Genomic DNA, 22,770 nt, shown 5'->3' with positions numbered 1-22,770 from the left:
CTCCGCCGATGCCGTCCCGGCAGGGGCCGGCATTCCCACCCCCGCTATACGAGACCGCGGCTCAGCGGTCGTGCGAAGGAATTCTGTCCCGTGAGTACCGTGACTCTCCTCCCCTTCATCGTCCTCATCGGGGCCATGTTCCTGATGACCCGGTCCGCCAAGAAGAAGCAGCAGGCGGCCCAGCAGATGCGCAACGAGATGCAGCCGGGCACCGGCGTCCGGACGATCGGGGGCATGTACGCGACCGTCAAGGAGATCCACGACGAGACGGTCCTCCTTGAGGTCGCCCCCGGCGTGAACGCCGTTTACGCGAAGAACGCCGTCGGCGCGGTCCTCGCCGACGAGGAGTACAACCGCATCATCGACGGCGCCGACCCGGTCGTGCCCGACGACATCTCCTCGCTGACCGGCGACGACGCCGCCACCGGTTCGGGTGAGAAGTCCGACAGGATCGACCTCGGCAAGGGTGACGCCGCGGCCGCCGACAAGCCCGCGGCCGACGAGAAGTCCGCCGACGAGGCCCCGGCCGCCGCTGCTGAGAAGGACGCGTCCGCCGAGGAGAAGAAGTCCGGCGACGCCGACGCGAAGTAGCCCCTTTCCACGGAACCGCGATGCGCCCCGCTGCGGGCGCCGCGGTTCCGTGACCGTCTAGGCTCCGGCGGGGGCACGTCCCCACAACACTTCGTGGCCGCTCGGCAGAGACTCCCCGCCGAGCGGTTGGACAGGGAGAAACGAGAAGGTGGCAGCACCGAAGAAGGGCCGCAGGGCGCCGGCCGGCCAAGGCAAGCCGGGGCGCACCCTGGTCCTCATCATGATCGCCATGGTGGCGCTGGTCGGCGGCATGTTCTACTCCGGCACCCTGGCGCCCCGGCTGGGAATCGACCTGGCGGGCGGCACCAGCTTCACGCTCCAGGCCCAGAACCAGCCGGGCAAGCCCAACGCGATCAACGAGACCAACATGAAGACCGCCGCCGACATCATGGAGCGGCGCGTCAACGGTCTGGGCGTCTCCGAGGCCGAGGTCCAGACCCAGGGCACCGACCACATCATCGTGAACATCCCCAAGGGGACGGACGCGGCCCAGTCCCGCCAGCAGGTCGGCACCACCGCCCAGCTCGGCTTCCGCCCGGTGCTCACCACCACCGCGGGCGGCAAGACCCCCGAGCAGCCGTCCGGTACCCCCTCGGCGGGCGGCAAGCAGGGCGGCAAGGACACCGGCGGCAAGAACGGGACCGACGGCAAGGCCACGGACGACAAGGCCGCCGACGGCAAGCAGGGCGACGACCCGAAGCCCGACGCGAGCGCCACCACCCGGGGCCGCGCCGTCACGGACGCCCTGAAGAAGGACCCCACACCAGGCGGCTCCGCCTCGCAGAAGCCGCAGACGCCCGCGACGCCGCCCGTCCCGGGCCAGGAGGGCATCCCGGCGGCGCTCCAGAAGCAGCTCGCCGCGCTGGACTGCTCCACCAAGCAAAATCGCGCGCTCGCCGGTGAGAAGGCCGCCGGCGCCAAGCCGAGCGACCCGGTCGTGGCCTGCAAGGACGACGGCTCGCAGAAGTACGTGCTCGGCCCGGTCGGCGTCGAGGGCACCGACGTCAAGGACGCCAAGGCCGTCTTCGACGGACAGACCGGCCAGGGCTGGATCGTCCAGATGGACTTCACCTCCGACGGCGGCAAGAAGTTCGCGGACATCACCGGCCAGCTGGCCACCAAGATGCAGCCGCAGAACCAGTTCGCGATCGTCCTGGACGGCGCGGTCGTCTCCGACCCGCGCGTCAGCCAGCGGCTCAACGGCGGCAGCGCCACCATCTCCGGCGGCTTCACCCAGCAGAGCGCCGAGGACCTCGGCAACATGCTGTCGTACGGCGCCCTGCCGCTCTCCTTCAAGATCGCCGACGAGACGACCGTCACCGCGGCGCTCGGCGGTGAGCAGCTGGACGCCGGTCTGGTCGCCGGTGCGATCGGCCTCGCGCTGGTCGTCGTCTACCTCGTCGCCTACTACCGCGGCCTGGCGCTGGTCGCCCTGGCCAGCCTCGGCGTCTCGGCGGTCCTGACGTACACGATCATGACGCTGCTCGGCCCCGCCATCGGCTTCGCGCTGAACCTCCCGGCGGTCTGCGGCGCCATCGTCGCCATCGGTATCACCGCCGACTCGTTCATCGTCTACTTCGAGCGCATCCGGGACGAGATCCGTGAGGGCCGCACGCTGCGACCGGCCGTCGAGCGCGGCTGGCCGCGGGCCCGCCGCACGATCCTGGTCTCCGACTTCGTGTCGTTCCTGGCCGCCGCGGTGCTCTTCGTCGTCACCGTCGGCAAGGTCCAGGGCTTCGCGTTCACCCTCGGTCTGACCACGCTCCTCGACGTCGTCGTGGTGTTCTTCTTCACCAAGCCGCTGATGACGCTGCTGGCCCGCCGCAAGTTCTTCGCCAACGGCCACCCCTGGTCCGGCCTCGACCCGCAGCGCCTGGGCGCCCGGCCCCCGCTGCGCCGCCGTCGTACCGCCGCCCCCACCCAGACGAAGGAGGCGTGAGATGTCCAAGCTCGGCAACCTCGGCGCCCGGCTCTACCGCGGTGAGGTCGGCTACGACTTCATCGGCAAGCGGAAGATCTGGTACGGCATCTCGATCCTCATCACCGTCGTGGCCATCGTCGGCCTGGCGGTGCGCGGCCTGAACATGGGCATCGAGTTCTCCGGCGGCGCGGTCCTCACCACGCCGAAGACCTCCGTCTCCGCCTCCGAGGCCCAGCACCTCGCCGAGTCCGCGTCCGGCGGTCACCAGGCCGTGGTGCAGAAGCTCGGCGGCGGCGCCCTGCGCATCCAGATCAGCGGTCTGGACACCCAGCAGGCGGTCCCGGTCCAGGAGAAGCTGGCCGCGGACCTGAAGGTCCCGGTCAAGGAGATCAACACCCAGCTCGTCGGCCCGAGCTGGGGCGAGGAGATCGCCAACAAGGCCTGGCTGGGTCTGGGGATCTTCATGGTCCTCGTGGTCATCTACCTCGCCATCGCCTTCGAGTGGCGGATGGCGCTCGCCGCCCTGATCGCGCTGATCCACGACCTGACGATCACCGTCGGCGTCTACGCCCTGATCGGCTTCGAGGTCACCCCGGGCACGGTGATCGGTCTGCTCACCATCCTCGGATACTCCCTCTACGACACGGTCGTCGTCTTCGACAGCCTCAAGGAAGCGTCCCAGGGCATCACCAAGCAGACCCGCTTCACCTACAGCGAGGTCGCCAACCGCTCGATCAACGGCACGCTGGTCCGCTCGATCAACACCACCGTCGTCGCGCTGCTGCCGGTCGCCGGTCTGCTGTTCGTCGGTGGCGGTGTGCTGGGCGCCGGGATGCTCAACGACATCTCGCTCGCCCTCTTCGTCGGCCTCGCCGCCGGTGCGTACTCCTCGATCTTCATCGCGACCCCGCTGGTCTCCGACCTGAAGAACACCGAGCCGCAGATGAAGGCGCTGGCCAAGCGGGTCCAGGCCAAGCGCGCCTCCGCCGCCGCCAAGGAGACGGAGCCGCAGGACGGCGACGCCGAGCGGGGCGACGACCCGGCCGCAGCCGGTCTCGTCGGCCCCCGCTCGCAGCCCGCCGCCCGCAGCCGCGGTCGCGGCCGTACGTCCGGAAAGCGCCGATGACCGCCCCGGCGGCTCTGCGGGAGCTGCTGCTCAGCCGGATCACCGACGTGCCCGATTACCCGGAGCCGGGCGTGGTGTTCAAGGACATCACCCCGCTGCTCGCGGACCCGGAAGCGTTCGGGCAGCTCACCGACGCCCTCGCCGAGCTGTGCGTACGCCACCGCGCGGACAAGATCGCCGGTCTGGAGGCGCGCGGCTTCATACTGGCCGCCCCCGCCGCCGTCCGCGCCGGCGTCGGCTTCGTCCCGGTCCGCAAGGCCGGCAAGCTGCCCGGTGCGACCCTGGGCCAGACGTACGACCTGGAGTACGGCCGGGCCGAGATCGAGATCCACGCCGATGCGCTGGAGCCGGGCGACCGGGTGCTGGTCATCGACGACGTGCTCGCCACCGGCGGCACCGCCGACGCCTCGCTCCAGCTGGTGCGGCGCGCGGGCGCGGAGGTCGCGGGCCTGGCGGTCCTGATGGAGCTGGGCTTCCTGGCGGGCCGCAAGCGGCTGGAGTCCACGCTGAAGGGCGCCCCGCTGGAGGCCCTGGTCACGGTCTGAGCCCGTCCGGCACCACCACGGCGCCGGGGCGTTCGGGGAACATCTCCCCGGGCGCCCCGGCGCCGCTGCTGTGTCCGCCGTCACGGTCGCAGGAGAGGACCGGCGGCCAGGCCGATACGATGGCATCCCGGCCCGGTCGTGGCGCGATCGTGGCCTTGTGGTCCGGAACCGCTTGAGGAGTGCTCTTGCCAGACGAGGCCCAGCCGCTCTCCCCCCGGCCGCATCCGGCGGGTGCCGCCGACGCGTCGGGGAACGAGCCGAAGCCGCGGGCCGCAGGCCCCGCGGGTGCGCAGCCCGAACGCCGGGACGCCGCCCGCGACGCAGCCGCGCCCGGGCCCGGTACGTCCCCCGCCGGTGGCGGAGCACGGCCGGACGCCCCCGAGCAGCAGCCGTCCGCCCGGCCGCAAGCCCCCGAACCGGCCACGCCGCGGCCCCCGGCCCCCGGGTCCGGGCCCCCGGCCGTCCGGCCGACGCCGACCTCGGTCGCCAAGCCGGCGCCGCCCGCGGCCGCCGGGCGCTCCGGCTCCTCCAGCCGCGTCCGCGCCCGTCTGGCCCGCCTCGGCGTGCAGCGCTCCAGCCCGTACAACCCGGTCCTGGAGCCGCTGCTGCGCGTGGTGCGGAGCAACGACCCCAAGATCGAGGCGGCCACGCTCCGGCAGATCGAGCGGGCCTACCAGGTCGCCGAGCGCTGGCACCGCGGCCAGAAGCGCAAGAGCGGCGATCCGTACATCACCCACCCGCTCGCGGTGACCACGATCCTCGCCGAGCTGGGCATGGATCCGGCCACCCTCATGGCCGGGCTGCTGCACGACACCGTCGAGGACACCGAGTACGGCCTCGACACCCTGCGCCGCGACTTCGGCGACCAGGTCGCGCTGCTCGTCGACGGCGTCACCAAGCTCGACCGGGTGAAGTTCGGCGAGGCGGCGCAGGCCGAGACCGTCCGCAAGATGGTCGTGGCGATGGCCAAGGACCCGCGCGTCCTCGTCATCAAGCTCGCCGACCGCCTGCACAACATGCGCACCATGCGCTACCTCAAGCGGGAGAAGCAGGAGAAGAAGGCCCGCGAGACGCTGGAGATCTACGCCCCGCTGGCGCACCGGCTGGGCATGAACACCATCAAGTGGGAGCTGGAGGACCTCGCCTTCGCGATCCTCTACCCCAAGATGTACGACGAGATCGTCCGCCTCGTCGCCGAGCGGGCCCCCAAGCGCGACGAGTACCTGGCCATAGTGACCGACGAGGTCCAGGCCGATCTGCGCGCCGCCCGCATCAAGGCCACCGTCACCGGCCGCCCCAAGCACTACTACAGCGTCTACCAGAAGATGATCGTCCGCGGCCGGGACTTCGCGGAGATCTACGACCTGGTCGGCATCCGCGTCCTCGTGGACACCGTCCGCGACTGCTACGCGGCGCTCGGCACCGTCCACGCGCGATGGAATCCGGTCCCCGGCCGGTTCAAGGACTACATCGCGATGCCGAAGTTCAACATGTACCAGTCGCTGCACACGACGGTCATCGGGCCCGCGGGCAAGCCCGTCGAGCTGCAGATCCGCACCTTCGACATGCACCGCCGCGCCGAGTACGGCATCGCCGCGCACTGGAAGTACAAGCAGGAGGCCGTCGCCGGTGCCTCCAAGGTGCGCACCGACGTCCCCAAGGGCGCGGGCGGCAAGGGCGACACCGTCAACGACATGGCCTGGCTGCGGCAGCTGCTCGACTGGCAGAAGGAGACCGAGGACCCGGGCGAGTTCCTGGAGTCGCTCCGCTTCGACCTCTCCCGCAACGAGGTCTTCGTCTTCACCCCGAAGGGCGACGTCATAGCGCTGCCCGCCGGCGCCACCCCCGTCGACTTCGCGTACGCCGTCCACACCGAGGTCGGCCACCGCACGATAGGCGCCCGCGTCAACGGGCGGCTGGTGCCGCTCGAATCGACGCTGGACAACGGCGATCTGGTGGAGGTCTTCACCTCCAAGGCGCCCGGCGCCGGCCCCTCGCGCGACTGGCTGAGCTTCGTCAAGTCCCCGCGCGCCCGCAACAAGATCCGTGCGTGGTTCTCCAAGGAGCGCCGCGACGAGGCGATCGAGCAGGGCAAGGACGCCATCGCCCGCGCCATGCGCAAGCAGAACCTCCCGATCCAGCGCATCCTGACCGGCGATTCGCTGGTCACCCTGGCGCACGAGATGCGCTACCCGGACATCTCCTCGCTCTACGCGGCGATCGGCGAGGGCCATGTCGCCGCCCAGAGCGTCGTCCAGAAGCTGGTGCAGGCGCTCGGCGGGCAGGAGGAGGCGACCGAGGACATCGCCGAGTCCACCCCGATCCGGCGCTCCAAGCGGCGCTCCAGCGCCGACCCCGGTGTGGTGGTCAAGGGCGTCGACGACGTCTGGGTGAAGCTGGCCCGCTGCTGCACCCCGGTGCCGGGCGACCCGATCATCGGGTTCGTCACGCGCGGCAGTGGCGTATCGGTTCACCGCGCCGACTGCGTCAACGTCGACTCCCTCTCCCGGCAGCCGGAGCGGATCCTGGAGGTCGAGTGGGCGCCCACCCAGTCCTCCGTCTTCCTCGTCGCCATCCAGGTGGAGGCGCTGGACCGCTCCCGGCTGCTGTCGGACGTCACCCGCGTCCTGTCCGACCAGCACGTCAACATCCTCTCCGCGGCCGTCCAGACCTCCCGCGACCGCGTCGCCACCTCCCGCTTCACCTTCGAGATGGGCGACCCCAAGCACCTGGGCCACGTCCTGAAGGCGGTCCGCGGTGTGGAGGGCGTCTACGACGTGTACCGGGTGACGTCCGCGCGACGGCCCTGAGGGCGGCACCGGCCCCGATACGAGAGAACCCCCGCCCGGACCCGTAGGCCCGAGCGGGGGTTCCCGCGTGTTCCGGGGCTCAGCCGCCGAACTCCTCCAGGCCCTTCAGCGCCTGGTCGAGCAGCGCCTTGCGGCCCGCCAGCTCCCGGCCGAGCTTGTCGGCCTTGGCGGTGTTACCGGCCGCGCGCGCGGTCTCGATCTGCTTCTCCAGCTTGTCGACCGCGTCCTGCAGCTGACCCGTCAGGCCCGCGGCCCGGGCCCGCGCCTCCGGGTTCGTCCGCCGCCACTCGGCCTCCTCGGCGTCCTGGATGGCGCGCTCGACGGCGTGCATCCGGCCCTCGATCTTCGGGCGGGCGTCCCGCGGGACGTGCCCGATGGCCTCCCACCGCTCGTTGACCGAACGGAACGCGGCCCGCGCCGCCTTGAGGTCGGTGACCGGCAGCAGCTTCTCCGCCTCGGCGGCCAGCTCCTCCTTGCGGGTCAGGTTCTCCCGCTGCTCGGCGTCGCGCTCGGCGAAGACCTCACTGCGCGCCTGGAAGAAGACGTCCTGCGCCCCGCGGAAGCGGTTCCACAGGTCGTCCTCGTGCTCGCGCTGGGCGCGGCCCGCGGCCTTCCACTCCGCCATCAGCTCGCGGTACCGGGCGGCGGTGGCCCCCCAGTCCGTCGAGTTCGACAGCGCCTGCGCCTCGGCGACCAGCTTCTCCTTGGCCTTGCGGGACTCCTCGCGCTGCGCGTCCAGCGACGCGAAGTGCGCCTTGCGCCGCTTGGAGAACGCCGAGCGGGCGTGCGAGAAGCGGTGCCACAGCTCGTCGTCCGCCTTGCGGTCCAGCCGCGGCAGGCCCTTCCAGGTGTCGACCAGCGCGCGCAGCCGCTCACCCGCCGCCCGCCACTGCTCACTGGCGGCCAGCTCCTCGGCCTCGGCGACCAGCTTCTCCTTGGCCAGCCGGGCCTCGTCGCTCTGCTTCGCCTTCTGCGCCTTGCGCTCCTCGCGCCGCGCGTCGACGGTGGCGACCAGCGCGTCGAGCCGCTTCCTCAGCGCTTCCAGGTCACCCACCGCGTGGTGCTCGTCGACCTGCTTGCGCAGATGGTCGATCGCGGCCGTCGCGTCCTTCGCCGACAGGTCGGTGGTCTTGACCCGGCGCTCCAGGAGGCCGATCTCGACGACCAGGCCCTCGTACTTGCGCTCGAAGTAGGCGAGAGCCTCCTCGGGGGTTCCCGCCTGCCACGATCCGACGACCTGCTCGCCATCGGCGGTACGCACGTACACGGTCCCCGTCTCATCGACGCGGCCCCATGGGTCGCTGCTCACAGCGCCTCCTCCACATGACACCGACGGGGCGTGCGGCCCCCCGGCGTCGTCCACAGTTTCTGTCCGCCGGGGCTGCGCCCCGGCCGGTCCGACGGGCTGTCTTGCGGGAGAGGGGCCGGCCGTCGGAGCAGGCACCCTCCACATACGCCAATCTAGGCGACCCGGCGGTCGGCTGTCCGCATCCAGCACGACCGAATTCCATCGGTCCCCAGCTCAGGAGGGAGTGACCGTCGCCTTGTTGATGACGACGGTGGCGTTGGGGGCGGTGTCGCCGGTCTCGGGATCGGGCGAGGAACCGGCGTCGGTGATCTTCTTCAGCACGTCGGTGCCGCCGGTGATCCGGCCGAACGGCGTGTAGTTCGGCGGCAGTTTGCTGTCCTGGTAGACGAGGAAGAACTGACTGCCGCCGGTGTTGCGGGTCTTGTCGTGCTTCCCGTCGTAGCGGTTGGCCATCGCGACCGTGCCCGCCGGGTAGACGTCGCCCTTCAGCCGCGGGTCCTTCAGATTCTCGTCCGGGATCGTGTAGCCGGGGGTGCCGCGGCCGGTGCCGGTCGGGTCGCCGCACTGCAGGACGTAGATGCCGGAGTCCACGAGCCGGTGGCAGCGGCTGTGGTCGAAGTAGCCCTGCTTCGCGAGGAAGGCGAAGGAGTTCACCGTGTGCGGCGCCTTGGCGGCGTCCAGCCGCAGATCGATCTCGCCGCAGGTGGTCCGCAGCTTCGCGGTGTACGTCGCGGAGGTGTCCACGGACATCTCCGGCTCCTTCTTCCACGTCTTCTTCGACGCCTCGCCCTTCCCGGGACGGGCGCACGGATCGGCCGGCTTCGTGGGGGCGGCGGCCACCGCGTCGTCCTGATCGCCGCCGGCCAGCCCGGCGGTGGCGTACGCGGCACCGCCCGCGGCGACGACCACGGCGAGGACGCCCGCGATGATGACGTTGCGGCGTTTGGCCTTCTGCCGGGCCTCGGCGCGGCGCTGCTGCTGGCGCGCGTACTTCTCCCTGGCGAGCTGCCGCCGTCGCTGATCGCTGCTGACCACCGGTCGTCTCCTGTCCTGCACTGCGTGCCGCGCTCGGTCGCCCCGGCGGCCGGAGGCTGTCCCGTGATCCCTGTCGTGCGCCCGCCAGGGGGACGGAACAGCCCTCGGCCGGGGGCAGAGGTCTCGGCGCCCCAGGTCGTGGGCCGTGGCCGTACCGTATACGGGTTCGCCGCCGCCACAGGTGCGCCGGTAGGCTCTGGAGCTGCCGAGTTGTTCCGGGAGCGGCCGCCTGCGCGAGGCGCCCGACCCCACGACCTTTAAGGACGAACGTGCTGATTGCCGGGTTCCCCGCCGGGGCCTGGGGGACCAACTGCTATCTGGTCGCCCCCGCCGCCGGCGAGGAGTGCGTGATCATCGACCCGGGCCACCGCGCCGCACAGGGCGTCGAGGAGGCGGTCGCCAAGCACCGCCTCAAGCCCGTCGCGGTCGTCCTCACCCACGGCCACATCGACCACGTCGCCTCGGTCGTCCCGGTGTGCGGTGCGCACGACGTACCCGCCTGGATCCACCCCGAGGACCGCTACATGATGAGCGACCCGGAGAAGGCGCTCGGCCGGGCCATCGGTGCCCCGCTCATGGGCGAGCTGACGGTGGGGGAGCCGGACGACGTCAAGGAGCTGACGGATGGCAGCACCCTGCAGCTGGCCGGGATGGAGTTCTCCGTCGCGCACGCACCGGGCCATACCAAGGGGTCGGTGACCTTCCGGATGCCCGAGCAGGCCGACATCCCGCCGGTCTTCTTCTCGGGCGACCTGCTGTTCGCCGGCTCCATCGGACGCACCGACCTGCCGGGCGGCGACCACGCCGAGATCCTGCGGTCGCTGGCACGCGTGTGCCTGCCGCTGGAGGACTCGACCGTCGTCCTGTCCGGCCACGGCCCCCAGACCACCATCGGCCGCGAGCGCGCCGGCAACCCCTATCTGCGGGAGCTGGCCGCCGGCCTCGGAGAGGGCACCACCGCCCCTCCGCGACGAGGAATGTGACGAGACTTTCCGTGAGCACCTTTCAGGCCCCCAAGGGCACGTACGACCTGCTTCCCCCGAACTCCGCGACCTATCTCGCGGTCCGCGAGGCGATCTCCGCACCGCTGCGCAACTCCGGCTACGGCTACATCGAGACGCCCGGCTTCGAGAACGTCGAGCTGTTCGCCCGCGGCGTCGGCGAGTCCACCGACATCGTGACCAAGGAGATGTACGCCTTCGAGACCAAGGGCGGCGACCGGCTGGCGCTGCGCCCCGAGGGCACCGCCTCCGTGCTGCGCGCGGCGCTGGAGGCCAACCTCCACAAGGGCGGCAACCTCCCCGTCAAGCTCTGGTACTCCGGCTCGTACTACCGCTACGAGCGTCCGCAAAAGGGCCGCTACCGCCACTTCTCGCAGGTCGGCGCGGAGGCCATCGGCGCGGAGGACCCGGCGCTCGACGCCGAGCTGATCATCCTCGCCGACCAGGCGTACCGCTCGCTGGGGCTGCGCGACTTCCGCATCCTGCTCAACTCGCTCGGCGACAAGGAGTGCCGCCCGGTCTACCGCGCCGCCCTCCAGGAGTTCCTGCGCGGCCTCGACCTGGACGACGACACCCGCCGCCGCGTCGACATCAACCCGCTGCGGGTCCTCGACGACAAGCGGGAGTCCGTCCGCAAGCAGCTGACCGGCGCCCCGGCGCTCGGCGACTACCTCTGCGAGGCGTGCAAGGCGTACCACGAGCAGGTCCGCGAGCTGCTGACCGCGGCGGGCGTCGCCTTCGAGGACGACGCCAACCTGGTGCGCGGTCTCGACTACTACACCCGCACCACCTTCGAGTTCGTCCACGACGGCCTCGGCTCGCAGTCCGCGGTGGGCGGCGGCGGCCGCTACGACGGCCTGTCCGAGATGATCGGCGGCCCGGCGCTGCCGTCCGTCGGCTGGGCGCTCGGCGTGGACCGCACGGTGCTGGCACTGGAGGCCGAGGGCGTCACGCTCGACATCCCGGCGGCCACCGCGGTCTACGCGGTCCCGCTCGGCGAGGAGGCCCGCCGGGTGCTGTTCGGCCAGGTCACCGCGTTGCGCAAGGCCGGGATCGCGACGGACTTCGCCTTCGGCGGCAAGGGCCTGAAGAACGCCATGAAGTCGGCCAACCGCTCCGGCGCCCGGCTGGCGCTGGTCGCCGGTGAGCGCGATCTGGCCGAGGGCGTCGTCCAGCTGAAGAACCTGGAGAGCGGCGAGCAGACCGCCGTGCCGCTGGACGCGGTGGTCGACGAGGTCCGCCGCACGCTGGGCTGACCTGCCGGGACGAGACTGCCGGCGGGGGCCGGGGCGGGCGCCTTCGGGCGGCCCGGCCCCGGCCCCCGTGCCGCTCCCGGGGCCGCCGCCCGCGTCAAGGCCGCGCCCGGCCGTTCACCCTCCGGGTCGGTTCCTCCGCTGCCCACGGCGGGCAGGCGCGGCGCGCGATGCGGCGACGGCGCGGTCCGGGGCGGTGGCACGGGCGGTGCCGGGGCGTGTACGGAGCGGTCGGCGCCTCCCCGCGGACGCTCCTCTTTATGTCCTTCGAACGGTGGCATGCGCGACGGGTGGGGCAGAATGTGGGCGCGGCCGCTGCCCGCGGGCCCGCTTGTCCACCCCACCCCACAAGGGATCGACGGAACCGCGATATGACGACGACAGCGCTTGACGACGTGTCCACCGACGACGACCGCGACGGCGACCGCGGAACCATCGGGGCGGGCCGCGGATTCTCCTGGTTGCTGGTGATCACCGGTGCGCTGGGCATCCTGGCGTCCTGGGTCATCACGACCGACAAGATCGAGCTGCTGAAGGACCCCAACTTCAAGCCCGCGTGCAGCTTCAACCCGATCATCTCCTGCGGCAGCGTGATGCAGAGCAATCAGGCCGAGGTCTTCGGGTTCCCGAACCCGATGGCCGGGATGATCGCCTTCCCCGTGGTCGTCGCGATCGGCGTCGGTCTCCTGGCGGGCGCCCGCTACCGCCGCTTCTACTGGATCGGCCTCAACATCGGCTCCCTGCTGGGCACGGTGTTCTGCATGTGGCTGATGACGCAGTCGCTCTACTCCATCAACGCCCTGTGCCTGTGGTGCACGCTCACCTGGTGCGCCACGCTCCTGATGTTCTGGTACACCACCGTCCACAACATCAAGCACCGGATCATCCCGGTGCCCGCCGGGGTACGCGGCGCGGTGCTGGAGTTCCACTGGGTGGTCCCGGTGCTCTGGTACGGCACCATCGCGCTGCTGATCCTCACCCGCTGGTGGTCGTACTGGTCCTCGCTGCTCTGACCTCCTCCGTGCCCGGGTCCGCCCGGCCGCCGGCCCCGTGCGGGCAGGCGGCCGGGCGGCGTTGTCAGTGGGGTGACATAGGCTCGTGAGCGTGGAGCCCGACCTGTTCACCGCCGCTGCCGAAGACCGTCAGGAGAAGGACCCCGCCGGGTCCCCGCTCGCCGTACGGATGCGCCCGCGCACCCTCGACGAGGTCGTGGGCCAACAGCATCTGCTCAAGCCCGGCTCGCCCCTGCGGCGGCTGGTGGGGGAAGGCAGCGGCGGGCCGGCCGGCCCGTCCTCGGTGTTCCTCTGGGGCCCGCCCGGCATCGGCAAGACCACCCTCGCGTACGTCGTCAGCCAGGCGACCAACAAGCGGTTCGTGGAGCTGTCGGCGATCACCGCGGGTGTCAAGGAAGTGCGGGCGGTCATCGACGGCGCGCGCCGCGCCGCGGGCGGCTTCGGCAAGGAGACCGTCCTCTTCCTCGACGAGATCCACCGCTTCAGCAAGGCCCAGCAGGACTCCCTGCTCCCCGCGGTGGAGAACCGCTGGGTCACCCTGATCGCCGCCACCACCGAGAACCCCTACTTCTCGGTGATCTCCCCGCTGCTCTCCCGCTCGCTGCTGCTCACCCTGGAGCCGCTCACCGACGACGACCTGCGGGGGCTGCTGCGCCGGGCGCTGACCGCCGAGCGCGGCCTGGGCGGCGCGGTGACGCTGCCCGAGGACACCGAGGCGCATCTGCTGCGGATCGCCGGCGGCGACGCCCGGCGCGCGCTGACGGCGCTGGAGGCGGGCGCGGGCTCGGCGCTGGCGAAGGGCGAGGCGGAGATCACCCTCCAGACGCTGGAGGAGTCCGTCGACCGCGCCGCCGTGAAGTACGACCGGGACGGCGATCAGCACTACGACGTCGCCAGCGCGCTGATCAAGTCCATCCGGGGCTCCGACGTCGACGCCGCGCTGCACTATCTGGCGCGCATGATCGAGGCGGGGGAGGATCCGCGGTTCATCGCCCGGCGGCTGATGATCTCGGCGAGCGAGGACATCGGGCTGGCCGATCCGTCCGCGCTGCAGACGGCGGTGGCCGCGGCGCAGGCGGTCGCCATGATCGGCTTCCCGGAGGCCCGGATCACGCTGAGCCAGGCCACCATCGCGCTCGCGCTGGCCCCCAAGTCCAATGCCGCCTACCTGGCGATAGATGCGGCGCTCGCCGACGTCCGCGCAGGTCAGGCCGGTCCCGTTCCAGCACATCTGCGCGATGGCCACTACAAGGGCGCCGAGAAGCTGGGCCACGGCAAGGGCTATCTGTACCCGCACGATCTGCCGGGCGGCATCGCGGCCCAGCAGTACGCCCCGGACGCGGTGCACGGCAAGCGGTACTACGCCCCGACCCGGCACGGCGCCGAGGCGCGGTACGCGGAGGTCGCCGACCGGGTCCGGGCGCGGCTGCGCGGCGGCGGCGCGGAGGGCTGAGCCCGGCGGGCCGCCGCGGGGATCCGGCGGCGGCCCGCGGCGCCGGGCCCCTGGGGCGTCACCCCTCCGCGGCCTCGAAGAGCGCGTGCATCGCGCGCCGCAGCTCGGCCACGTCGCGGACGGGCTCGGGGAAGTCGAAGCGCGCGTCGAAAGGCGCCTGCCCCTCGCCGGTGAAGCGCACCCGCAGCCCGAAGCGGTCCAGGGCCACCGGCGTGGCCTGGTCGCGGACGCCGCACACGGCGCCGCTCCGCTCGCCGAGCAGCCCGCACAACCCGCGGACCTGCGGTCCGTGCGCGGAGTGCAGATGCTGCAGCAGTTCGGCCTCGTGCCCGACGAGCGGATCGGGCACGGCCGCGGCGAACTCCTCCGGCTCGGCGCTCTCGGCGCCCCACAGGTCGTCCACCGCGCATTCGCCGACCTCCAGCCGGAGCATCATCCAGCCGGCCCGCCCGGGGATCCCGGGCGCCGGCTGCGGCTGGACGGCCTCACCGAACCCGAGGAGCTCGCCGACGGGGTGCCGCTCGGCGAGCAGCGCCGCGCAGCGGGCCCGGTCGGCGTTGCGTACGGGGGTGAGCCAGCCCGCCACCCAGGCGCGGCCGCGGACGCGATGGGGCACGGAAACCGGCGCGACATCGGTGATCTCCATCACGGCTGCCAGGTCGTCGTCCTGCGCGTATGCGGCGGCGCGGGCGGCCGCGCAGTCGCCAGGAGCCAGCAACAGCACGTCTCCCTCGGGTGTCACGGTCCGGCAGACCGGTGCCGAGAGCCCGCTCGGGTCGGGGTCCTCGACTCCGGGAATGCTCAGTGAACCCATACCATTGGACTCGACGAGGGTACGTACGCGCTCGGCCGCCGATGGCCGGGCGTCTTCCACGGGACGCGGCTGACCCGCCTCGGTGCCCTGAGCGGCATCGGGCAGGGGGATCCCAGGTCGAAACATGCGTTCTCCTCGCGCTAAGGTAAGCCTCACCTAACTTACACGGAGGTCCGTTCCGCGTGAACCAGTCGCGTCCCAAGGTCAAGAAGTCCCGCGCGCTCGGCATCGCCCTGACGCCGAAGGCCGTCAAGTACTTCGAGGCCCGTCCCTACCCGCCCGGCGAGCACGGCCGTGGCCGCAAGCAGAACAGTGACTACAAGGTCCGGCTGCTGGAGAAGCAGCGTCTGCGTGCGCAGTACGACATCAGCGAGCGCCAGATGGCGCGTGCCTACGACCGCGCTCGGAAGGTCGAAGGCAAGACGGGCGAAGCCCTCATCGTCGAGCTGGAGCGCCGTCTGGACGCGCTCGTCCTGCGTTCGGGCATCGCCCGCACGATCTACCAGGCGCGCCAGATGGTCGTCCACGGCCACATCGCCGTGAACGACCGCAAGGTCGACAAGCCCTCCTTCCGCGTCCGCCCCGGCGACGTCGTGATGGTCCGCGAGCGCAGCCGCGAGAAGCACCCCTTCCAGGTGGCGCGCGAGGGCGGCTACGCCCCCGACGGCGAGACCCCCCGCTACCTGGAGGTCAACCTCCAGGCGCTGGCGTTCCGCCTCGACCGGGACCCCAACCGCAAGGAGATCCCGGTGATCTGCGACGAGCAGCTCGTCGTCGAGTACTACGCCCGCTGATCAAGGCGTAGCCACCGGCACCTTCCGGCCCGCCGACCCTCCCCGCAGCTCGCGGGGACGGTGCGGCGGGCCGTTGCCGTTCCCGGAGGCGGGAGCAGGTGCCGACCGTGCGCGGGGCGGCCGCCGCCCGGACCGTACAATCGGCCGGTCGCCTTCCCTCCGGCCCCGTCCCCCGCCCGCAAATCCGGTCGGCCGCGCCGTTCCGGCGCGATAGGGTCAAGGGTGCCGTTCGAGCAGGACGGAAGCCGGAGCGGGACAGTGCGGATGCCCCGTCGGAGAGTCTCGGAGAGTGGTGCCAGCGTGACCGGTGGAGAGGTGGCGGGGATCCTGGTCGCCGTCTTCTGGGCGATCCTCGTGTCGTTCCTCGCCCTCGTGCTGGTGAGGCTCGCGCAGACCCTCAAGGCGACGACGAAGATGGTGGCCGAGGTCTGTGATCAGGCCGTTCCGCTGCTCGCCGACGCGTCCGCGACGGTCCGCTCGGCGCACACCCAGCTCGCCCGCGTCGACGCCATCGCCTCCGACGTGCAGGAGGTCACCGCCAACGCCTCCGCGCTCTCCTCGACCGTCTCCTCCGCCTTCGGCGGACCGCTGGTCAAGGTCGCCGCCTTCGGCTACGGCGTCCGCCGCGCGATCGGGAAGAAGGGCGCGCCGGAGCCCGAGCGCACCGTCGTCGTCGGCCGTACCCTCCCCGGCGCCCGCCGCGGCGCGCGCCGCAACCGTCGCTCCAAGGACTGATCACCGCGATGTTCCGCCGCGCATTCTGGTTCACCACCGGCGCCGCCGCCGGCGTCTGGGCCACCACCAAGGTCAACCGCAAGCTGCGCCGGCTGCAGCCCGACAGCCTCGCCGCCCAGGCCGCGGACAAGGCCGTCGAGACCGGCCACCGGCTGCGCCGCTTCGCGCTGGACGTCCGCGCGGGAATGGCGGACCGTGAGGAACAGTTGCACGAAGCGCTGGGCCTGACCGCGCCCGGTGACGCCCGCGAACTCCCCGCACCGCGCTCCCGCGCGGTGCTCGATACACCCCACCCCACCACGAGAGCGACCGGACCGTCCGGGATCGCCGGACCGACTGGAAATGAGGACCACTGATGGAGTCGGCTGAAATCCGCCGCCGCTGGCTGCGCTTCTTCGAGGAGCGCGGGCACACCGTCGTGCCGTCGGCGTCGCTCATCGCGGACGACCCGACGCTGCTGCTGGTCCCCGCGGGCATGGTGCCCTTCAAGCCGTACTTCCTCGGCGAGGTCAAGCCGCCGTGGCCGCGCGCCACCAGCGTGCAGAAGTGCGTGCGCACGCCCGACATCGAAGAGGTCGGCAAGACCACCCGCCACGGCACGTTCTTCCAGATGTGCGGCAACTTCTCCTTCGGCGACTACTTCAAGGAAGGCGCCATCAAGAACGCCTGGGAGCTGCTGACCAGCTCCCAGGAGGACGGCGGCTACGGCCTCGACCCGGAGAAGCTCTGGATCACCGTCTACCTCGACGACGACGAGGCCGAGCGCATCTGGCACGAGGTCGTCGGCGTGCCCAAGGAGCGCATCCAGCGCCTGGGCAAGAAGGAGAACTACTGGTCCATGGGCGTCCCCGGCCCCTGCGGACCGTGCTCCGAGATCAACTACGACCGCGGCCCGGAGTTCGGCGTCGAGGGCGGCCCGGCCGTCAACGACGAGCGGTACGTCGAGATCTGGAACCTCGTCTTCATGCAGTACGAGCGGGGCGAGGGCATCGGCAAGGAGGACTTCGAGATCCTCGGCGAGCTGCCCAGCAAGAACATCGACACCGGCCTCGGCCTGGAACGCCTGGCGATGATCCTCCAGGACGTCCGCAACATGTACGAGACCGACACCCTGCGCGTCGTCATCGACAAGGCCACCGAGCTGACCGGCGTCCGCTACGGCGCCACCACCGACACCGACGTCTCGCTCCGCGTCGTCGCCGACCACATGCGCACCTCCACGATGCTCATCGGTGACGGCGTCACCCCGGGCAACGAGGGCCGCGGCTACGTCCTGCGCCGCATCATGCGCCGCGCCATCCGCAACATGCGGCTGCTCGGCGCCACCGGCCCGGTCGTCGCCGAGCTGCTGGACACCGTCATCAAGACGATGGGCCAGCAGTACCCGGAGCTGCTGGAGGACCGCCGCCGCATCGAGACCGTCGCCCTCGCCGAGGAGGCCGCCTTCCTCAAGACGCTGAAGGCCGGCACCAACATCCTCGACACCGCGGTCACCGAGACCAAGCAGGCCGGTGGCACGGTCCTCGCCGGCGACAAGGCGTTCCTGCTCCACGACACCTGGGGCTTTCCGATCGACCTCACCCTGGAGATGGCCGCCGAGCAGGGCCTTTCCGTGGACGAGGACGGCTTCCGCCGCCTGATGAAGGAGCAGCGGGAGCGCGCCAAGGCCGACGCCCAGGCCAAGAAGCACGGCCACGCCGACCTCTCCGCCTACCGCGCCGTCGCCGACGCCTCCGGCGCCACCGAGTTCACCGGCTACCGCTCCACCGAGGGTGAGTCCACCGTCGTCGGCCTGCTGGTGAACGGCGTCTCGGCGCCCGCCGCCCACGAGGGTGACGAGGTCGAGATCGTCCTGGACCGCACCCCCTTCTACGCCGAGGGCGGCGGTCAGCTCGCCGACACCGGCCGGATCAAGCTGGAGTCCGGCGCCGTCGTCGAGGTCCGCGACGTCCAGAAGCCGGTGCCCGGTGTCGTGGTCCACAAGGGCGTCGTCCAGGTCGGCGAGGTCGTGGTCGGCTCCGGCGCCTACGCCGCGATCGACGTGACCCGCCGCCGGGCCATCGCCCGCGCCCACAGCGCCACTCACCTCACCCACCAGGCGCTGCGCGACGCCCTCGGCCCGACCGCCGCCCAGGCCGGTTCGGAGAACTCCCCGGGCCGCTTCCGCTTCGACTTCGGCTCGCCGACCGCCGTGCCCGGCGCCGTCCTCACCGACGTCGAGCAGAAGATCAACGAGGTGCTCTCGCGCGAGCTGGACGTGCACGCCGAGGTCATGAGCATGGAGGACGCCAAGAAGCAGGGCGCCATCGCCGAGTTCGGCGAGAAGTACGGCGACCGCGTGCGCGTCGTCACCATCGGCGACTTCTCCAAGGAGCTGTGCGGCGGCACGCACGTCCACAACACCGCCCAGCTGGGCCTGGTGAAGCTGCTGGGCGAGTCGTCGATCGGCTCCGGCGTCCGCCGGGTCGAGGCCCTCGTCGGCGTCGACGCCTACAAGTTCCTCGCCCGGGAGCACACGGTCGTCTCGCAGCTGACGGAGCTGGTCAAGGGCCGTCCGGACGAGCTGCCGGAGAAGATCTCCGGTGTTCTCGCCAAGCTGAAGGACGCCGAGAAGGAGATCGAGAAGTACCGCGCGGAGAAGGTCCTCCAGGCCGCCGCCGGTCTCGCCGCCGGCGCCAAGGACGTCCGCGGGGTCGCCCTCGCCGCCGCCCAGGTGCCCGACGGCACCTCCGCCGACGATCTGCGCAAGCTGGTCCTGGACGTCCGCGGCCGCATCCCCGGCGACCGCGCCGCCGTCGTGGCGCTGTTCTCGGTCGCCAACGGCCGCCCGGTCACGGTCATCGCCACCAACGACGCCGCCCGCGAGCGCGGCATCAAGGCCGGTGACCTGGTCCGTACGGCCGCCAAGACCCTCGGTGGCGGCGGTGGCGGCAAGCCGGACGTCGCCCAGGGCGGTGGCCAGAACGCCGCGGCCGTGCCCGAGGCGCTGGAAGCCGTCGAGCGGCTCGTCGCCGAGGTGGCCTGAGCGACGTGAGTGAGATTCGACGCGGTCGGCGCATCGCCGTGGACGTCGGGGACGCCCGGATCGGGGTCGCCTCGTGCGACCCCGACGGGGTCCTCGCCACCCCGGTCGAGACGGTCCCCGGACGGGACGTCCCGGCGGCGCACCGCCGCCTCAAGGCGATCGTCGAGGAGTACGAGCCGCTGGAGGTCGTCGTCGGGCTCCCGCGTTCCCTGAATGGGGGAGAGGGGCCCGCCGCGGCGAAGGTGCGGGCCTTCGCCCAGGTACTGGCCGCAAACATCGCCCCGATCGAGGTGCGGCTGGTCGACGAGCGGATGTCGACGGTGACCGCCGCACAAGGGCTGCGGGCCTCCGGGGTGCGCAGCAAGAAGGGCCGCTCGGTCGTCGATCAGGCGGCCGCGGTGGTGATCCTGCAGAGCGCGCTGGAGACGGAACGGACCTCGGGCCGGGCTCCGGGGGAATGCATCCGAGTGGTCATCTGATGGCAGTACGGTAACGTTCCGCGATGCGACGCGGCTGAGACAGGGCCGCGCAGGTAGAGGCGGGTCGGAACCACATCTGCGCCGGACAGGAGCGCGCCCGCCTCTCGGCTCAAGGGGATCGATGACCGAGTATGGCCGGGGCTATCGCTCCGAACCGTGGCATCCCGAGGACCCGCTCTACGGAGACCAGGGGTCCTACGGAGGGCACGCGCAGGGCTCCCCGTGGGGCGGCCGGGGCACCGCCCCGGCCCCTCCGCGGTACGAGGGCGGCTGGGACGGCGCCGCAGCAGGCGGTGCGCCGTACGACCCGTACGGCACCCCGCAGCCGCACGACCCGCTGACCGGCCCCTACACCGATCCGTACGCCGCACCCGCCGGCTACCCGGCTCCGCACGAGCCGCAGGGGTACGCCCATGGCCCGGGCGGTCCGTACGACCAGGGCCCGTACGAGCAGTACCCGCAGGACCGGCCCTACCCCCAGGAACCGTCGTACCCGCAGGGTCCCGGATATCCGCAGGACCAGGGATACGCAGGTCAGCCGGGGTATCCGCAGGATCAGCAGTACCCGTACGAGCCGCCGTACCCGCACGATCCGGCCTACGGTGAGCAGCCCCAGCAGTTCCAGCAGCCGTACCCGCCGCACGATCAGGGACCGGTCCCGCAGGCCGCGCCCCGTACGGACGGGCCGGCGGAGGACCGGCGGCCGGACGGCGGGCGGGAGCCCGACGCCGACCACGCGTTCTTCGCCGACGACCCGGCGGACGACCGGCCGGACGCCGACGACGAGGACGACCGCGCGCACGGCGACCGCTCCGGTCACGAGGGCCGCGGCAAGAAGACCAAGCGCCGCGGTGGCTGCGCCCGCGTCCTGATCGCCGTGGTGATCGCCGCCGGTGTCGGCGGAGCCGGATATGTCGGCTACCGCTTCTACGAAAGCCGTATCGCCAGCCCCCCCGACTTCGAGGGCGAGGGCACCGGTGCGCTTCAGGTGGAGATCCCGGACGGCGCCCCGCTCCAGCAAATGGGGCAGATCCTCAAGAAGGAAGGCGTCGTCAAGAGCGTCGATGCCTTCACCGCCGCGGCGGGCGAGAACCCGAAGGGTTCCGCGCTCCAGGCCGGCAGTTATTCGATGCGCCGGCAGATGTCGGCCGCGTCCGCCGTGGAGCTGATGCTGGACCCGAAGAGCCGTAACGGCCTGACGGTTCAGGAGGGATTGCGGGCCGGTGCGGTCTACGACCTCATAGACAAGAAGCTCCGGGTGAAGTCCGGCACCACGAAGGCGGCCGCCGAGAAGAATCTCAAGAGCCTCGGACTGCCTTCCTGGGCCAACGACTCCTCGGAGATAAAAGACCCGCTGGAAGGGTTCCTCTACCCCTCGACGTACAACGTGGGCGGCAAGGCCACCCCCACCGACGTGCTGAAACAGATGGTCTCGCGGGCCGATCAGGAATACGCGCGCTACGATCTCGCGGCCAATGCGAAGAAATTCCACCTCGATTCCCCGCTGCAGCTGCTGAGCGTCGCCAGTCTGACGCAGGCGGAGGGCATGACCCACGAGGACTTCCGCAAGATGGCCGCGGTCATCTACAACCGACTCGATCCGAGCAACGCGGGCGTCACCCCGAAGCTCGAATTCGACTCGACGTACAACTACCTGAAGAACCAGAGCAAGATCAATATCGGGATCGGTGAGATCAGGAGTTACAACGATCCCTACAACACCTATTTCTACAAGGGTCTCCCGCCGGGGCCGATCGGCAATCCCGGCGCCGATGCGCTGAAGGCGTCGATCAACCCGGACAACTCCCAGAAGTGGCTCTTCTTCATCTCCGTCGACGGCAAGAAGACCGACTTCACCACGAATCTCACGGACCACAACAAGCTCGTGGAGAAGTTCAACGAGCGGCAGCGGGCAGCGAAGCAGAATGGCTGAGGGAAAGACAGTGCCGGACAGCAAGCAGGCGGCGGTCCTGGGATCGCCCATCGCCCACTCCCTCTCCCCGGTCCTGCACCGCGCCGCCTACCGCGAACTGGGCCTGGACGACTGGGAGTACGGCCGCTTCGACATCGACGAGGCGGCGCTGCCCGCCTTCCTGGAGAAGCTGGACGCGAGCTGGGCCGGGCTCTCGCTGACCATGCCGCTCAAGCGCGCGGTCATCCCGCTGCTGGACAAGATCAGCGCCACCGCCGCCTCCGTCGAGGCGGTCAACACCGTCGTCCTCGGCGAGGACGGGCGCCGCACCGGCGACAACACCGACATCCCCGGCATGGTCGCGGCGCTGCGCGAACGCGGGGTGACCCGGGTCGAGCGCGCCGCCGTCCTCGGCGCCGGCGCCACCGCCTCCTCGGCGCTCGCCGCGCTCGCCCAGATCTGCACCGGCGAGGTCACCGCGTACGTCCGCAGCGCCCCGCGCGCCGCCGAGATGCGCGGCTGGGGCGAGCGCCTGGGCGTCGCGGTCACCACCGCGCCCTGGGCGGACGCCGCCGAGGCGTTCGGCGCCCCGCTGGTCATCGCCACCACCCCGGCGGGCACCACCGACGCGCTGGCCACCGCCGTCCCCGAGGCGCCCGGCACCCTCTTCGACGTGCTGTACGAGCCCTGGCCCACCGCGCTGGCGGCCGCCTGGTCGGCCCGCGGCGGCGCGGTCGTCGGCGGTCTCGACCTGCTGGTGCACCAGGCGGTCCTCCAGGTCGAGCTGATGACCGGGCGCGCCCCCGCGCCGCTGGCCGCGATGCGGGCGGCGGGCGAGCGGGCCCTCGGCGCCCGCTGACCGCTAGGGGGCCCGGTCCGCTCCCTGGACGCGGCGCGGTCCGCCCGCCGTGACGTGGGAGGATCGGGGGAGTAGACGTAGGCGCAGGAGCAGGA

General features: G+C 71.6%; 19 protein-coding genes. 16 read left to right on the top strand and 3 right to left on the bottom strand.

The annotated features are described in order from the left end of the window. Positions 1-90: 90 nt before the first annotated feature. The 5 genes from yajC (at position 91) to ABT345_RS24885 (ending at position 6,993) form a co-directional block, all read left to right on the top strand. Complete coding sequence (gene yajC, locus ABT345_RS24905) at positions 91-591, top strand: preprotein translocase subunit YajC (protein WP_345091867.1); 501 nt, start codon at positions 91-93, stop codon at positions 589-591. Positions 592-739: 148 nt separating this feature from the next. Then, positions 740-2,530 carry a protein translocase subunit SecD gene (gene secD, locus ABT345_RS24900; RefSeq protein WP_345091864.1) on the top strand — a complete coding sequence of 597 codons (1,791 nt, stop codon included), beginning with the start codon at positions 740-742 and terminating at the stop codon, positions 2,528-2,530. A 1-nt stretch (position 2,531) separates the two neighbouring features. Continuing rightward, a complete protein-coding gene (secF, locus tag ABT345_RS24895) occupies positions 2,532-3,638 on the top strand; it encodes a protein translocase subunit SecF (RefSeq protein ID WP_345091861.1) in 1,107 nt (368 codons plus the stop codon). Continuing rightward, the gene (locus ABT345_RS24890; RefSeq protein WP_345091858.1) at positions 3,635-4,183 is read left to right on the top strand and encodes an adenine phosphoribosyltransferase; all 549 of its coding nucleotides are present in this window, start codon (positions 3,635-3,637) and stop codon (positions 4,181-4,183) included. Before secF ends, ABT345_RS24890 begins: the two co-directional genes overlap by 4 nt. Positions 4,184-4,368: 185 nt before the next feature. Continuing rightward, complete coding sequence (locus ABT345_RS24885; protein WP_345091856.1) at positions 4,369-6,993, top strand: RelA/SpoT family protein; 2,625 nt, start codon at positions 4,369-4,371, stop codon at positions 6,991-6,993. Between the two features lie 79 nt (positions 6,994-7,072). On the opposite strand, the gene ABT345_RS24880 is transcribed toward ABT345_RS24885, so the two are convergent. Together ABT345_RS24880 and ABT345_RS24875 are read right to left on the bottom strand one after the other, a co-directional pair. Further along, entirely contained in the window at positions 7,073-8,302 is a 1,230-nt protein-coding gene (locus ABT345_RS24880) for a DUF349 domain-containing protein (protein ID WP_345091854.1), read from the bottom strand. Between the two features lie 213 nt (positions 8,303-8,515). Continuing rightward, positions 8,516-9,337 (bottom strand): peptidylprolyl isomerase, encoded by an 822-nt coding sequence (locus tag ABT345_RS24875; protein ID WP_345091852.1) that lies wholly within the window; start codon positions 9,335-9,337, stop codon positions 8,516-8,518. A 269-nt stretch (positions 9,338-9,606) separates the two neighbouring features. Between ABT345_RS24875 and ABT345_RS24870 the strand changes: the two genes are divergently transcribed. The 4 genes from ABT345_RS24870 (at position 9,607) to ABT345_RS24855 (ending at position 14,057) form a co-directional block, all read left to right on the top strand. Next, a complete protein-coding gene (locus ABT345_RS24870; RefSeq protein WP_345091849.1) occupies positions 9,607-10,320 on the top strand; it encodes an MBL fold metallo-hydrolase in 714 nt (237 codons plus the stop codon). An 11-nt stretch (positions 10,321-10,331) separates the two neighbouring features. Beyond that, complete coding sequence (gene hisS / locus ABT345_RS24865; protein WP_345091846.1) at positions 10,332-11,594, top strand: histidine--tRNA ligase; 1,263 nt, start codon at positions 10,332-10,334, stop codon at positions 11,592-11,594. 368 nt (positions 11,595-11,962) lie between these two features. After that, entirely contained in the window at positions 11,963-12,604 is a 642-nt protein-coding gene (locus tag ABT345_RS24860) for a vitamin K epoxide reductase family protein (protein ID WP_345091843.1), read from the top strand. 91 nt (positions 12,605-12,695) lie between these two features. Then, positions 12,696-14,057, top strand: a complete 1,362-nt coding sequence (locus ABT345_RS24855) for a replication-associated recombination protein A (protein WP_345091841.1) — start codon at positions 12,696-12,698, stop codon at positions 14,055-14,057. Positions 14,058-14,115: 58 nt separating this feature from the next. Here the strand turns inward: ABT345_RS24855 and ABT345_RS24850 are convergent, their stop codons facing one another. Next, positions 14,116-14,871, bottom strand: coding sequence for a DUF2470 domain-containing protein (locus ABT345_RS24850; protein WP_345091838.1), 756 nt, complete (start codon positions 14,869-14,871; stop codon positions 14,116-14,118). 182 nt (positions 14,872-15,053) lie between these two features. On the opposite strand from ABT345_RS24850, the gene rpsD reads away from it, so the two are divergent. The 7 genes from rpsD (at position 15,054) to ABT345_RS24815 (ending at position 22,675) form a co-directional block, all read left to right on the top strand. Then, the gene (rpsD, locus tag ABT345_RS24845) at positions 15,054-15,665 is read left to right on the top strand and encodes a 30S ribosomal protein S4 (protein WP_030278547.1); all 612 of its coding nucleotides are present in this window, start codon (positions 15,054-15,056) and stop codon (positions 15,663-15,665) included. A gap of 300 nt (positions 15,666-15,965) precedes the next feature. Then, positions 15,966-16,400 (top strand): DUF948 domain-containing protein, encoded by a 435-nt coding sequence (locus ABT345_RS24840; RefSeq protein ID WP_345091835.1) that lies wholly within the window; start codon positions 15,966-15,968, stop codon positions 16,398-16,400. A gap of 8 nt (positions 16,401-16,408) precedes the next feature. Continuing rightward, positions 16,409-16,756 carry a DUF6167 family protein gene (locus ABT345_RS24835; RefSeq protein ID WP_345091832.1) on the top strand — a complete coding sequence of 116 codons (348 nt, stop codon included), beginning with the start codon at positions 16,409-16,411 and terminating at the stop codon, positions 16,754-16,756. Then, positions 16,756-19,425 carry an alanine--tRNA ligase gene (alaS, locus tag ABT345_RS24830; RefSeq protein ID WP_345091829.1) on the top strand — a complete coding sequence of 890 codons (2,670 nt, stop codon included), beginning with the start codon at positions 16,756-16,758 and terminating at the stop codon, positions 19,423-19,425. Before ABT345_RS24835 ends, alaS begins: the two co-directional genes overlap by 1 nt. A 14-nt stretch (positions 19,426-19,439) precedes the next feature. Beyond that, positions 19,440-19,904: a Holliday junction resolvase RuvX gene (gene ruvX / locus ABT345_RS24825; RefSeq protein WP_345092219.1), complete on the top strand. Its 465-nt coding sequence runs from the start codon at positions 19,440-19,442 to the stop codon at positions 19,902-19,904. Positions 19,905-20,025: 121 nt separating this feature from the next. Next, positions 20,026-21,837, top strand: a complete 1,812-nt coding sequence (gene mltG, locus ABT345_RS24820) for an endolytic transglycosylase MltG (RefSeq protein WP_345091826.1) — start codon at positions 20,026-20,028, stop codon at positions 21,835-21,837. Between the two features lie 10 nt (positions 21,838-21,847). Beyond that, the gene (locus ABT345_RS24815; protein WP_386459837.1) at positions 21,848-22,675 is read left to right on the top strand and encodes a shikimate dehydrogenase; all 828 of its coding nucleotides are present in this window, start codon (positions 21,848-21,850) and stop codon (positions 22,673-22,675) included. Positions 22,676-22,770: the final 95 nt, after the last annotated feature.

It is taken from the genome of Streptomyces sp. NPDC000404, assembly GCF_040300365.1.
Taxonomy (GTDB): Bacteria; Actinomycetota; Actinomycetes; order Streptomycetales; family Streptomycetaceae; genus Streptomyces; species Streptomyces ramulosus.
The sequence above is the reverse complement of the archived record's forward strand: the minus strand, read 5'-3'. Positions and strand labels throughout refer to the sequence as shown.

Bases quoted from the DNA above. Each gene is read 5' to 3' on its own strand.
- secF (WP_345091861.1), top strand. From the start codon at position 2,532: ATGTCCAAGCTCGGCAACCTCGGCGCCCGGCTCTACCGCGGTGAGGTC.
- ABT345_RS24850 (WP_345091838.1), bottom strand. From the start codon at position 14,871: ATGGGTTCACTGAGCATTCCCGGAGTCGAGGACCCCGACCCGAGCGGG.
- mltG (WP_345091826.1), top strand. From the start codon at position 20,026: ATGACCGAGTATGGCCGGGGCTATCGCTCCGAACCGTGGCATCCCGAG.
- ABT345_RS24835 (WP_345091832.1), top strand. From the start codon at position 16,409: ATGTTCCGCCGCGCATTCTGGTTCACCACCGGCGCCGCCGCCGGCGTC.
- ABT345_RS24860 (WP_345091843.1), top strand. From the start codon at position 11,963: ATGACGACGACAGCGCTTGACGACGTGTCCACCGACGACGACCGCGAC.
- ABT345_RS24890 (WP_345091858.1), top strand. From the start codon at position 3,635: ATGACCGCCCCGGCGGCTCTGCGGGAGCTGCTGCTCAGCCGGATCACC.
- alaS (WP_345091829.1), top strand. From the start codon at position 16,756: ATGGAGTCGGCTGAAATCCGCCGCCGCTGGCTGCGCTTCTTCGAGGAG.